Origin of the sequence: Thiomonas delicata (assembly GCF_900088825.1) — a bacterium.
Classification (GTDB): domain Bacteria; phylum Pseudomonadota; class Gammaproteobacteria; order Burkholderiales; family Burkholderiaceae_C; genus Thiomonas_A; species Thiomonas_A delicata.
Genome location: NZ_LT592170.1, coordinates 1544629 through 1557996, shown reverse-complemented (window position 1 = coordinate 1557996; position 13368 = coordinate 1544629). Strand labels below are relative to the sequence as shown.

General features: G+C 66.4%; 11 protein-coding genes. 9 read left to right on the top strand and 2 right to left on the bottom strand.

Features of this window, described 5'->3' with window-relative positions:
* The first annotated feature begins 4 nt into the window (after window positions 1-4).
* A complete protein-coding gene (locus THIARS_RS07425) occupies window positions 5-952 on the top strand; it encodes an ABC transporter ATP-binding protein (protein ID WP_094160057.1) in 948 nt (315 codons plus the stop codon).
* A 53-nt stretch (window positions 953-1005) separates the two neighbouring features.
* The gene (gene cynS, locus THIARS_RS07420; protein WP_094160056.1) at window positions 1006-1449 is read left to right on the top strand and encodes a cyanase; all 444 of its coding nucleotides are present in this window, start codon (window positions 1006-1008) and stop codon (window positions 1447-1449) included.
* Between the two features lie 93 nt (window positions 1450-1542).
* Here the strand turns inward: cynS and THIARS_RS07415 are convergent, their stop codons facing one another.
* Entirely contained in the window at window positions 1543-2049 is a 507-nt protein-coding gene (locus THIARS_RS07415) for a DsrE family protein (protein WP_186436590.1), read from the bottom strand.
* 94 nt (window positions 2050-2143) lie between these two features.
* Between THIARS_RS07415 and THIARS_RS07410 the strand changes: the two genes are divergently transcribed.
* Entirely contained in the window at window positions 2144-3499 is a 1356-nt protein-coding gene (locus THIARS_RS07410; protein ID WP_094159249.1) for an IS1182 family transposase, read from the top strand.
* Between the two features lie 384 nt (window positions 3500-3883).
* On the opposite strand, the gene THIARS_RS07405 is transcribed toward THIARS_RS07410, so the two are convergent.
* Window positions 3884-5005 (bottom strand): substrate-binding domain-containing protein, encoded by a 1122-nt coding sequence (locus tag THIARS_RS07405; protein ID WP_094160054.1) that lies wholly within the window; start codon window positions 5003-5005, stop codon window positions 3884-3886.
* 198 nt (window positions 5006-5203) lie between these two features.
* Here THIARS_RS07405 and THIARS_RS07400 point away from each other — a divergent pair, with 198 nt between their 5' ends.
* From THIARS_RS07400 to THIARS_RS07375, 6 genes are all read left to right on the top strand, one after another.
* Entirely contained in the window at window positions 5204-5704 is a 501-nt protein-coding gene (locus THIARS_RS07400) for a formate dehydrogenase subunit gamma (RefSeq protein WP_094160053.1), read from the top strand.
* Window positions 5701-7263: a formate dehydrogenase beta subunit gene (locus THIARS_RS07395; protein ID WP_094160052.1), complete on the top strand. Its 1563-nt coding sequence runs from the start codon at window positions 5701-5703 to the stop codon at window positions 7261-7263. The genes THIARS_RS07400 and THIARS_RS07395 overlap by 4 nt, the downstream gene beginning before the upstream one ends.
* 16 nt (window positions 7264-7279) lie before the next feature.
* Complete coding sequence (fdhF, locus tag THIARS_RS07390; protein WP_094160051.1) at window positions 7280-10159, top strand: formate dehydrogenase subunit alpha; 2880 nt, start codon at window positions 7280-7282, stop codon at window positions 10157-10159.
* Window positions 10156-10986: a formate dehydrogenase accessory sulfurtransferase FdhD gene (gene fdhD, locus THIARS_RS07385; protein WP_094160050.1), complete on the top strand. Its 831-nt coding sequence runs from the start codon at window positions 10156-10158 to the stop codon at window positions 10984-10986. Before fdhF ends, fdhD begins: the two co-directional genes overlap by 4 nt.
* Window positions 10987-10989: 3 nt before the next feature.
* Window positions 10990-11220: a formate dehydrogenase subunit delta gene (locus THIARS_RS07380; RefSeq protein ID WP_094160049.1), complete on the top strand. Its 231-nt coding sequence runs from the start codon at window positions 10990-10992 to the stop codon at window positions 11218-11220.
* A 382-nt stretch (window positions 11221-11602) separates the two neighbouring features.
* Window positions 11603-13363 (top strand): thiamine pyrophosphate-binding protein, encoded by a 1761-nt coding sequence (locus THIARS_RS07375; RefSeq protein ID WP_094160684.1) that lies wholly within the window; start codon window positions 11603-11605, stop codon window positions 13361-13363.
* Window positions 13364-13368 lie beyond the last annotated feature (5 nt).

Sequence of the window (13368 nt, the reverse complement as noted above, 5' to 3'; positions counted from 1 at the left end):
TGCGATGACCCAACATTTCCTGCGCGTCGAAGCCCTGTCCAAAAGCTACCCAGGTTCGGACGGCACGCCCGGACCCGCCGTGTTCGACGACGTTCACTTCACCATCGACAGAGGGGAATTCGTCGTCATCATCGGTCATTCGGGTTGCGGCAAGACGACCATCCTCAATGTTCTGGCCGGGCTTGAGCAGGCAGATGGCGGTCATGTGTTCATGGATGGACGCGAGGTCGGCGGGCCATCGTTGGAGCGCGGCGTGGTATTTCAAGGCCACGCCCTCATGCCCTGGCGCACGGTGCTGGGCAACGTGGCCTTCGCGGTGGGCTCACGCTGGCCCCAGTGGAGCCGGGAACAGATCCGAACCCACAGTCTGAAATTCCTGGAGATGGTGGGCCTGGCTGCCGCGGCCGGCAAGAAGCCGCATCAACTCTCGGGCGGCATGAAACAGCGGGTGGGCATCGCACGCGCGTTCGCCATCAGCCCCAAGATGCTGCTGCTCGACGAACCCTTCGGCGCACTGGACGCGCTCTCGCGCGGCACCATCCAGGACGAGCTTCTGGCCATCGTGCACGCCACGCAGCAGACCGTGTTCATGATCACGCACGATGTCGACGAAGCCATCCTGCTGGCTGACCGCATCCTGTTGATGAGCAACGGCCCACATGCCAAGATCGCCGAGATGGTGGAGGTGACCATGTCGCGTAGCCGTACCCGCGAAACCCTGCACCACGACCCGCAGTACTACCGCATCCGCAACCACCTGGTGGACTTTCTGATGCGCCGCGCGCAAACGCATCCGCCGTCGATCTCGGGCTACGATGCGCACCATATTCCCCTGGTGCGGCCAGGTCTGGATGCGCAGGCCTCGCCTGAGATGCTGCTCCACGCGGTATCGCTAGCGCCGCAGCAACGCTTGGTGCAACCGCGCCAAAACCAACAGGCGTGCGCTGCATGAGCCTTGCCGATCGCCCGATCCCTTTTCAATCCACAACGCTCCAAGGAGCTGACATGACCCGCAACGACGTGACCGAAGCCATCATCGCCGCCAAAATCAGCAAAGGCCTGAGCTGGGCCGAGATTGCCGAGACGGTGGGCCAGAGCAAGGAATGGGTGACCGCAGGCTGTCTCGGCCAGATGACTTTCACCGCCGCGCAGGCGGCCACGCTGGGCAAGCTTTTCGACCTGCCCGATGAGGCCGTGAAACTGCTGCAGGTCGTGCCCTACAAGGGCTCGCTGCCCACGGCCGTACCCACCGACCCGCTGATCTACCGTTTCTACGAACTGATCAACGTCTACGGCACCACGTTCAAGGAACTCATCCACGAGGAGTTCGGCGACGGCATCATGAGCGCCATCGACTTCAAGATGGACCTCAGCCGCGAGCCCGACCCCAAGGGCGACCGCGTCAACATCACGATGAGCGGCAAATTCCTGCCCTACAAGATGTATTGAGAGCGCAGGCTGGATAGCAGAAGGCCCGCTGCGACAGGCGGCCGGCGATGTATGCCGCCTGTCGCAAAATACCCGGGATAACCCGGGTATGGGTTATGGCTGGATTTGCACGTAGCCTTCCTGCACAAGTTGGGTGATACGCCCGATGGCGCCTGAATTCACCAGAACACCCGGCAGCAGGTTTGCATTACCCCAGTGGTGGACTTTCATGGAATACCCGCATTCCTCGATTTGCACACCTTGTTTTTCCAAACCGGCAACCAATTGTGCATAAGGATTACCTGTCGTAACATGGCGGGCTTCGTCATAAGCCTTGTCATTGAGCACCATATACGCAGCCGGGCCATGGAAAACGCCGATGATCTTCCCCTTGGTTCCCATCGCCTTCATGTGATCGGCCAGCAGATGCATGTACAGCATGCCGACGGGATGATCGCCGACAAACGCCGGGTGATCCAGGTTGAAGACGACATAAGCCTCGTTGTTCTTGAAATGCACCGGGATGTCGATGTGAATGGGATCGGGCTGCGTGGCGGCATAAACGGGGGCTGCCCCCAGAATGGCCACCGTGCCCAAAATCGTTGTCAGCCAGGATTTCAACATGTTCACTCTAGGAGGCTGTCGGACTTTCCAGGCTTACGCCTGATGGATCAATCCGAGACAATGGCGACAGTGCATTGAGGAGTTCCTCGCGATGAGCCGCTTTGTTTGTGTTGATCGAGACACGGCCTACCTTCTGCCGCCTTCGGTGGACGAGTGGTTGCCCAGTGATCACCTTGCGCGCTTTGTGGTCGAAGTGATTGATCGGCTTGATCTGGACGATCTGGTCAAGCAGTACGCGGGCCGTGGCTCTGCCGCGCATCACCCTGCGGTGCTGCTGGGGCTGCTGATCTACGGGTATGCCAACGGGGTGCATTCGAGCCGCAAGATCGAACGCGCGACCTACGACTCGGTGGCGTTCCGCTTTGTGGCGGCCAATACGCATCCCGATCACGACACGCTGGCGACGTTCCGTCGGCGCTTTCTGAAGGAGATCGAGGCGCTGTTCGTGCAGGTGCTGGTGCTGGCGCGCGAGATGAAGTTACTCAAGCTCGGTCACATTGCGCTGGACGGCACCAAGATTGGAGCCAACGCGAGCAAGCACAAGGCGCTGTCGTGGGGTCATGCCAACAAGATCGAGGCGCAGTTGCGCCAGGAAGTCCAGGACCTGTTGGCGCGGGCGGAGAAGGATGATGGATCCAGCGCGCCCGATGGCATGGATGTGCCCGCCGAGATTGCCCGCCGCGAGGACCGTCTGCGCGCCATCGCGCAGGCCAAGGCCAAGATTGCGCAACGCGCCGCCGAACGATTCAAGGCGGAGCAGCAGGAGTTTGAGGCCAAAGAGGCCAAGCGCCGCGCCCAGCGCGAGGCTGGCAAGAAGCCGCGCGGGCGGGATCCCGAGCCGCCCCAGGCCGGTCCCCAGGACGGCGACCAGGTCAACCTGACGGACGAGGAGTCGCGCATCATGCCGGTGTCCGGCGGCGGCTTCGAGCAGAGCTACAACGCCCAAGCCGGCGTGGACATCGAGACGATGATGGTGGTCACCGCGCACGTCACGCAGTCCTGCAATGACAAGCGCGAAGTGGTGCCCACGCTGGAGCAGATAGCGGCGTTGCCCGAGGCGCTGGGCACCGTGCAGACCCTGGTCGCCGACAACGGCTTTTGCAGCCAGGCGAACGTGGTCGCCTGCGTGCAGGCGGGAATCGAGCCGCTGCTGGCGATGAAGCGCGAGTCGCATCACGTGCCACTGGCCGAACGGTTTGGGCCCGACCCCGACGCGCCGCGAACTGCGGAGCCGGTCGCCAACATGGCCCACCGCCTGTCCACACAGGCAGGCCGGGCGCTGTACAAACTGCGCAAGCAGACCGTCGAGCCCGTGTTCGGCATCATCAAGCACGTCATGGGCTGGCGTCAGATGAGCATGCGCGGACTGCACAAGGCGCAAGGCGAGTGGAACCTCGTGACCATGGCCTGGAACATCAAGCGCATGCATGTGCTGCGCGCCAGGTGACGAGCAAAGGGGGAAGTGCGCCCAGATCACGCCCCACCGCACGACCTGCTACGCGCCCCAACGGGCCGCCCAGGAGCCTGTGCAAGTGATGAAGACGCTGGCGGCGTGCCGGGTCACGCAAAAACCGCGCCGCTCGCCGCCGCCACCCGCCCCTCGGGCTTAAGTCCGACGGTCTCCTAGGTCTCCTCAAAAATCCCTGCATTCCAGGGCGGATGCGTAAGCTAGCGCATGGTCGGCCTGGAAAACAAACAAATTAATTCGATCATCCATATTTAACAAATCTCTAATAAGAAATAGACGGTTATCTCCTTATGCAACGGCATCTGCCGGACTACCCCCAATCCGGCACCAACAGCATGAGCGGTTCTGCACCGCGCAGCCGCTTCAAGCCCCCGGGCGTTCAACGCCAGGCTGGCTTCGTTTCGGCGGCAATTTGTGGTTCGGGAAAGCCTGGCGCAGGGTCTGGATCATCGTGCCGGATTCGACGAAGCTGTAACCGGGAAGCTGATTCACCGCGTCCTGGAACTCCCGGCGGCGCAGAATGCCCAGCATGGCCTGCATCTGGGGCTTGGCCAGCGACTGTTCATGGCAGAGCAGGAAGTAGCGCTCGCTGGCCACGGGAATGAAGTCGAGCTTGAACTGCCGCGCCGGCGGCTCCACGCCGAGGCCGACGTCGGCCATGCCGCTGGCGACGTAGGCGGCAATCGCAGCGTGGGTGTATTCGCCGTGCTCGAAGCCGTTGATCTGCGCCGGGACGATGCCGGCCTGGTCGAGCAGGCACTCAAGCAGGATGCGCGTTCCGGAGCCGATCTGGCGGTTGATGAAGCGCACGTCCGGCCTCACGAGATCGCGCATGTCGTAGATCTTGCGCGGATTGCCCGGCGCCACCATCAGGCCCTGGCGCCGCACGGCCAGGCAGATGACGCGACTGGTGCGCGGGTCGAGCCAGCGCATATGGTGCTGCAGCACCCGTGCCTCGAAGTCGCCGAGCGGAACGTGGAAACCCGCCAAATCGCAGGTGCCGTCATGCAGCGAGGCCACGGCTTCCTGGCTGCCGACGTACTTGCGCTCGACCACCACATGGTCGGCCGCCAGGGCGTCGAGCAATTTCTCGATGGTGAAGCCATGGCTGGCGTGCACGCGCAGCAAGGCGGGGTTGGTGGCGACGACGCTCTGGATCTCCACCTCCAGTTCCGACGCCAACGTGTCCAGCGCGGGGGTCAAACGCGCGGCGATGCGGCGGTCGGCCCACACCAGCTTCTCGCCCAGCGCCGTCAATTTCGAGCCCTTGCCGCGCTCCATCTGCAACAACGGCATGCCGAACATGGCCTCGCCCTGGCGCACCAGGTCCCAGGCGTGGCGGTACGAGGAGCCCGTGCGCTGGCAGGCCGTCGACAGGCTGCCGCATTCGTGCACCTGGACCAGCAGCGCCAACAGCCGCGGCGACAGCACCTGGCCTCCGGCGTGCTGGATGGTCCACTGCGGACGGATCGAAACCTTGTGCATCCGGGTATCCCCTTTAAGCGTCACGCGGCATAAGGATCGTGCTGTCAACCGCAAGCTTGATGGCCCGCAAGCGCATATTGCGCCACCTGGGGCAGCCGCGTAGATTGACGTCTCGAGTTGGATGACATTATGCATAGCGCGGCATATTCTTCCCAGCGGCGCAGACCGCCGGGGCAGGATGCGACACGAGGAGACAGCATGACCGAACCGAACCACAACCCACCATCCGCCGCGCAGCCGCATGCCGAGGTGGTGCGCGCCTTGATCGCCCGCCACGGCGCACAAGCCGGCGCCTTGCTGCCGCTGTTGCACGCGGTGCAGGACGCGCTGGGCCACATCCCCGCCGACGCCGTGGCGCTGATCGCCGAGGGCCTCAACCTCTCGCGCGCCGAGGTGCATGGCGTCATCACCTACTACCACCACTTCCGCGCCGAGCCCGCCGGCCGGCATGTGGTGCAGGTGTGCCGCGCCGAGGCCTGCCAGGCGCGCGGCGCCGAGGCCCTGATGGAACACGCCGAGCAAGCGCTCGGCTGCGCGCAACACGGCACCCGCGCCGATGGAGCGGTCACGCTGGAGCCGGTGTACTGCCTCGGGCTGTGCGCCTCGTCGCCGGCGATGCTGGTCGACGGCACGCCGCATGCGCGGGTCACCGCGGACCAATTCGACCGCATCGCCACGCAACTGAAGGTGCTGACATGAGCCAAGCCGTGAAAGTCTTCGTGCCGCGCGATGCCGCGGCGCTGGCGGTGGGCGCCGACGCAGTGGCCGCCATGCTGCAGGCCGAATGCGCCCGGCGCGGCCTAGCCGTCGAACTGGTGCGCAACGGCTCGCGCGGCATGTTCTGGCTGGAGCCGCTGGTGGAAGTCGCCACGCCGCACGGCCGCGTCGCCTACGGTCCGGTGGCCGCCGAGGACGTCCCCGGATTGCTGGACGCGGGCTTTTTGCACGGCGGCGCCCATGCGCTGAGCCTGGGTCCGACCGAGCAGATCCCCTTCCTGGCCAAGCAGGAGCGCCTGACCTTTCGCCGGATGGGCGTGACCGATCCGCTCTCGCTGGACGACTACGCCGCGCACGAAGGCTGGGAGGGCCTGCGGCGCGCCCTGGCGCTGGATGGCGCCGCCATCGTCGAGCAGGTGACGCAGTCCGGCCTGCGCGGGCGCGGCGGCGCGGCCTTCCCGGCCGGCATCAAGTGGAAGACCGTGCTGCAGGCCGGCGCAGCGCAGAAATACGTGGTGTGCAACGCCGACGAGGGCGATTCGGGCACCTTCTCCGATCGCATGGTGATGGAAGGCGATCCCTACATGCTGATCGAGGGCATGGCCATCGCCGCCCTCGCGGTGGGCGCCACGCGCGGCTACGTCTACATCCGCTCGGAATACCCGCATGCCATCGCCGCCATGCGCGAGGCCATCGCCCGCGCCGAAGCGGCCGGGTTTCTTGGCGCGAACTTGTGCGGTTCGGGCCGCGCCTTCCATCTGGAGGTGCGCAAGGCGGCGGGCTCCTACGTCTGCGGCGAGGAAACGGCCATGCTGGAAAGCCTGGAGGGCAAGCGCGGCATCGTGCGCGCCAAGCCGCCGCTGCCGGCCGTCGCCGGGCTGTTCGGCCAGCCGTCCGTGATCAACAACGTCATCACCCTGGCCAGCGTGCCGCTCATCCTGGCGCGCGGCGCGGCGTTCTACCGCGATTACGGCATGGGCCGCTCGCGCGGCACCCTGCCGTTCCAGCTCGCGGGGAATGTCAGGCAGGGCGGCCTGGTCGAGAAGGCATTCGGCCTGACGCTGCGCGAGCTGTTGCACGACTTCGGCGGCGGCACGGCCTCGGGTCGGCCCATCAAGGCGGTGCAGGTCGGCGGCCCGCTGGGCACCTACGTGCCGCCTTCGCAGTGGGACATCCCGCTGGACTACGAGGCCTATGCGGCGGTCGGCGCGGTGCTTGGGCACGGCGGCATCGTGGTGCACGACGACACCGCCGACATGAGCCGGCTCGCGCGCTACGCCATGGAGTTCTGCGCCATCGAGTCCTGCGGCAAATGCACGCCCTGCCGCATCGGCTCCACGCGCGGCGTGGAAGTCATCGACCGGATCCGCAACAACCAGAACCGCGCGCAGCAGGTGCATCTGCTGCGCGATCTGTGCGACACCATGGTCCACGGCAGCCTGTGCGCCATGGGCGGCATGACGCCCTACCCGGTGCTGTCGGCGCTGAACCACTACCCGCAGGACTTCGGCCTCGAAACGCCGGACCAACAGGCCGCCTGAGACAAGGAGACACGCCATGCTCGACCACCTGAAACACGACATCGATTACGGCACGCCGCGGCGCGAGGCCGAGGCCGAGGTCACGCTGGACATCGACGGCTTCGAAGTGACCGTGCCGCGAGGCACCTCGCTGATGCGCGCCGCCGCCGAGGCCGGCATCCAGATTCCCAAGCTGTGCGCCACCGACAGCCTCGAGCCTTTCGGCTCCTGCCGGCTGTGCCTGGTGGAGATCGAGGGCCGCAAAGGCTACCCGTCCTCCTGCACCACGCCGGCCGAGGCCGGCATGAAGGTGCGCACCCAGACGCCGAAGCTGCAGGATCTGCGCAAGGGGGTGATGGAGCTCTACATCTCCGACCACCCGCTGGACTGCCTGACCTGCAGCGCCAACGGCAACTGCGAATTGCAGGACATGGCCGGCGTCACCGGCCTGCGCAACGTGCGCTACGGGGTCGGTGCCGCCGCGGGTGCCCACCACTGCGACGCGAAGAAGGATGAATCCAACCCCTACTTCACTTACGACCCGAGCAAGTGCATCGTCTGCAGCCGCTGCGTGCGTGCGTGCGAGGAAACCCAGGGCACGTTCGCCCTGACCATCAGCGGCCGCGGCTTCGACAGCCGCGTCTCGCCGGGCCAGGACCAGCCCTTCATGGACAGCGAGTGCGTGAGCTGCGGCGCCTGCGTCGAGGCCTGCCCGACCGCCACGCTGCAAGAAAAAAGCGTGATCGAACTCGGCCAGCCCGAGCACAGCATCATCACGACCTGCGCCTATTGCGGCGTGGGCTGCGGCTTCAAGGCCGAGATGAAGGGCAGCGAAGTGGTGCGCATGGTGCCGTGGAAGGACGGCAAGGCCAACGAGGGCCACTCCTGCGTCAAGGGCCGCTTCGCCTGGGGCTACGCCACGCACAAGGACCGCATGACCAAGCCCATGATCCGCAAGTCGATCACCGACCCGTGGACCGAGGTGAGCTGGGACGAGGCGATTGCCTACGCCGCGAGCGAGTTCAAGCGCATCCAGGCCCGCTACGGCCGCGAAGCCGTGGGCGGCATCACCTCCTCGCGCTGCACCAACGAGGAAACCTACCTGGTGCAGAAGCTGGTGCGCGCCGCCTTCGGCAACAACAACGTCGACACCTGCGCCCGCGTGTGCCACTCGCCCACCGGCTACGGTCTGGGCCAGACCTACGGCACCTCGGCCGGCACGCAGACTTTCAAGTCGGTGGAAAAAGCCGACGTGATCATGGTCATCGGCGCCAACCCGACCGATGCGCACCCGGTGTTCGCCTCGCGCATGAAGCGACGCCTGCGCCAGGGCGCCAAGCTCATCGTGATCGACCCGCGCCGCATCGACCTGGTGCAGTCGCCGCATGTGCGCGCCGACCACCATCTCCAGCTCAGGCCCGGCACCAACGTCGCGGTGGTGACGGCGCTGGCGCACGTCATCGTCACCGAGGGCCTGCTGGCCGCGGACTTCATCGCCGAGCGCTGCGACGACAAGTCCTTCGAGACGTGGCGCGAATTCGTCGCCAGGCCCGAGAACGCTCCCGAGGCCGTGCAAGACGTCTGCGGCGTACCCGCGGCCGAGTTGCGCGCCGCCGCGCGCCTGTACGCCACCGGCGGCAACGCGGCCATCTACTACGGCCTGGGCGTCACCGAGCACGCGCAAGGGTCGACCATGGTCATGGGCATCGCCAACCTCGCCATGGCCACCGGCAACATCGGCCGCGAGGGCGTGGGCGTCAACCCGCTGCGCGGCCAGAACAACGTGCAGGGCTCCTGCGACATGGGTTCCTTCCCCCACGAGCTGCCCGGCTACCGCCACATCTCCGACAGCACGGTGCGCGGCGACTTCGAGGCCGCCTGGGGCGTGCGCCTCGACCCCGAGCCGGGCCTGCGCATTCCCAATATGTTCGACGCCGCGCTGGACGGCAGCTTCAAGGGGCTGTACTGCCAGGGCGAGGACATCGTGCAGTCGGACCCTGACACCCAGCACGTGGCGGCGGCGCTGTCGGCGATGGAATGCATCGTCGTGCAGGACATTTTCCTGAACGAGACCGCCAAGTACGCCCACGTGTTCCTGCCCGGCTCGTCCTTCCTGGAGAAGGACGGCACCTTCACCAACGCCGAACGGCGCATCTCGCGGGTACGCAAGGTGATGCCGCCGCAGGCCGGCCTGGCCGACTGGGAAGTGACGGTGCGGCTCGCCGAGGCGCTGGGCTATCCGATGCGCTACGACCACCCCGAGCAGATCATGCAGGAGATCGCCGCGCTCACGCCCACGTTCCGCGGCGTGACCTACGCGAAGATCGAACGCCTGGGCAGCCTGCAATGGCCGTGCAACGAGACCACCGACGAAGCGGGCACCGCCATCATGCACCGCGAGCGCTTCGTGCGCGGCAAGGGCCGCTTCATCATCACGCAATACGTGCCGACCGACGAGAAGGTCACGCGCAAATTCCCCCTGCTGCTGACCACCGGACGCATCCTCAGCCAGTACAACGTCGGCGCGCAGACGCGGCGCACGCCGAACAATCTCTGGCACGACGAGGACAGGCTGGAGATCCATCCGCACGACGCCGAGGAGCGCGGCATCCGCGATGGCGACTGGGTCGGCATCCAGAGCCGCGCGGGCGACACCGTGTTGCGCGCCACCGTCACCGAGCGCGTCGCCCCGGGCGTGGTCTACACCACCTTCCACTTCCCGGAATCGGGCGCCAACGTCATCACCACCGACAGTTCGGACTGGGCCACCAATTGCCCGGAATACAAGGTCACGGCGGTGCAAGTCATGCCCGTGGCGCAGCCCTCGCGCTGGCAGCGCGAATACAAGCGATTCAACGCCCAGCAGGCCGAGCTGCTCGCCAGCCGCCACGCCGCCGACTCGGTGCCGGCCAAATGAACGTGAACGACGCCCCACTGCCCGGCGGCGCCCGTCTGGCGCCGGTGCTGCGCCTGCGGGACGGCTTGTGCAGCAACGAGATGGACTGGCTCACCGAGGAGGTTCCGGTGGCCTTGGAGTTCAACGGCATCTCGCATGCGGTGATGCTCGCCACGCCGATGGACCTGGAGGATTTCGCGCTCGGATTCAGTCTGAGCGAAGGCCTGCTCGACCATGCCAGCGACCTTTACGACTGCGAGGTGCTTGCCTGCGCCGAGGGGTTGACGGTGAGCATGGAGGTGTCGTCGCGCTGTTTCGCCCGACTCAAGCAACGGCGCCGCACGCTGGCCGGACGCACCGGCTGCGGCATCTGCGGCACCGAATGCCTGGAACAGGTGCTGCGACCCGCGCCCCGGGTACGCCCCGGCCCTCCCATTCGCAGCACCGCGGTGGCGCGCGCCATGCACGGCATGCGCGAGCGCCAGGTCCTCGGCCAAGCCACCGGCGCCACCCATGCCGCCGCCTGGTGCGGGCCCGTCGGCGAGGTGCGTCTCGTGCGCGAAGACGTCGGCCGCCACAACGCGCTCGACAAATTGATCGGCGCCCTGGCGCGCGCCGGCATCGAGGCCCACGGCGGCTTCATCGCGATCACCAGCCGCGCCAGCGTCGAGATGGTGCAAAAGGCGGCCGTCGCCGGCGTGCCCTTGCTAGCCGCGGTCTCGGCGCCGACCCAGCTCGCCGCGCAGACCGCGCATCACGCCGGCATGTGCCTCGCCGGGCTGGCCCGGCAAGGCAATCTGGTGGTGTATGCCCATCCGCAACACATGGTTCTCGACACCAAGGATTGACCCGTGGATACCGACAATCTCGTGCGCATGGCCAACCGCATCGGCCAGTTCTTCGCCGCCATGCCCGACCGCGCCGAGGCGCTGCAAGGCATCGCGCTGCACATCCAGCGCTTTTGGGAGCGCCGCATGCGCGCCGCGCTGCTCGCGCATATCGATGCAGGGCATGGCGAGGGGCTCGACGCCATCGTCCTCGAAGCCTTACGCCTGCACCGCGACCTGCTGCACAAAGCCTAGGGCCTGTTCGCGCGAGTTCTCCACCCGCGCCCGGCGGGCGGCCCTGGGTTCGCGCAACCCGGGCCATCAGCCGGCGACTTCGCGCCCCCGCGTCCAGCCCAAGCCTTGGACCGTTCCGGCACGGTCGCGCCTGGGGCATCGCTTGACGCAGCCCGGACGCAGCCAGCCAACCTTGACAAGCTTTGAAATCCTCAAGAAGATAGGGCTTGCTTTCGTCTGATATATCACATATTGTGTTGAAAATTGAAATGAGCTTCTGGTCGATCGGGCCTTGCCGCACACCGTCAATCTCGAGCCGTTCATGCATGCGGAGGCGCCATCCACGGCACTCCTGACGCTTTTTGAAATCGGGCGCGAAGCGTTCTTAATGAAGGAGACAACCATGTCAGCAGCAGCGATTGCAGAAACGGCAGCGGCAACGACCACGGCCGACGACACACTGAAGCAGAAAAACAGGGCCGCGGGGGTCATTTCCGGCGGGCACCTGGTGGCCAGGGCCCTGAAGAACGAGGGGGTCGACACCATCTTCACCCTCTGCGGCGGCCACATCATCGACATCTACGACGGCTGCATCGACGAAGGCATACGCATCATCGACGTGCGCCACGAACAGGTCGCGGCGCATGCCGCGGACGGCTATGCCCGCCAGACCGGCAAGCTGGGCTGCGTGGTGACCACCGCCGGTCCGGGCTGCACCAACGCCGTGACGGGGGTGGCGACGGCGTTCCGCTCCGAGAGCCCCATCCTGCACATCGGCGGCCAGGGCGCGCTCAGCCAGCACAAGATGGGCTCGCTGCAGGATCTGCCCCATGTGGACATGATGTCGCCGATCACCAAGTTCGCCGCCAGCGTGCCCAGCACCGAGCGCGTGGCGGACATGATTTCGATGGCGGTGCGCGAATGCTTCAACGGCGCCACGGGCCCGAGCTATCTGGAAATTCCGCGCGACGTGCTGGACCGCGAAATCGATGTGACGCGCGCCATCATTCCACGCCCCGGCCACTACCGCGCCTCGACCAAGTCGATCGGCGACCCGCGCGACATCGAGAAGCTGGCCGACATCCTGGTCCATGCCGAACGGCCCGCCATCCTCTATGGCCAGCAGGTGTGGACCGCGCGCGGCCACCAGGAAGCCGTGGCTTTACTGCGCGGGCTCGACATCCCGGGCTATTTCAACGGCGCCAGCCGCGGCCTGCTGCCGCCCGGCGACCCCCACCATTTCGACCGCACCCGCTCGCAGGCTTTCGCCAACGCCGACGTCATCGTCATCGTCGGCACGCCGTTCGACTTCCGCATGGGCTACGGCAAGCGCATCAGCAAGGAGCTGACGCTGGTGCAGATCGACATGGACTACCGCACCGTCGGCAAGAACCGCGACATCGACCTAGGCCTGGTCGGCGATCCCGGCGCCATCCTCGGCGCGGTGCTGCAGGCCGCCAGCGGACGCATCAAGAACGACAAGCGCCAGGCACGGCGGCAATGGATGCAGCAGCTGAGCGAGGCCGAGGACGTGGCCACGCAAAAACTCATGCCGCTGTTCAAGTCCGAGAACACGCCGATCCACCCCTACCGCGTGGCCTACGAGCTGAACGAATTCCTGACCGACGACACGATCTACATCGGCGACGGCGGCGACGTGGTCACCATCTCGGCGCAAGCGGTGCGCCCGCGCCGCCCCGGACACTGGATGGATCCCGGCGCGCTGGGTTCGCTCGGCGTGGGCACCGGCTTCGCCATCGCGGCCGGGCTGGCCAACCCGGGCAAGGAGGTTCTCTGCTACTACGGCGACGGCTCGTTCGGCATGACCGCCTTCGACATGGAAACGGCCAACCGCTTCGGCGTGCCCTACCTCGCGGTCATCGGCAACAACTCGGCGATGAACCAGATCCGCTACGGCCAGCTGGCGAAGTACGGCGAGGCGCGCGGCAACGTCGGCAACCTGCTCGGCGACATCCCGTTCGGCAAGTTCGCCGAGATGCTCGGCGGCTACGGCGAGGAGGTGCGCGACCCGGGCCAGATCGCCGCGGCGCTGCGGCGCGCGCGCGAGTCCATCCACCGCACCGGGCGCTCCGCCGTGGTCAACATCTGGGTCGACCCGCGCGAATACGCACCGGGCACGAAGAACCAGACCATGTACAAGTGAACAGC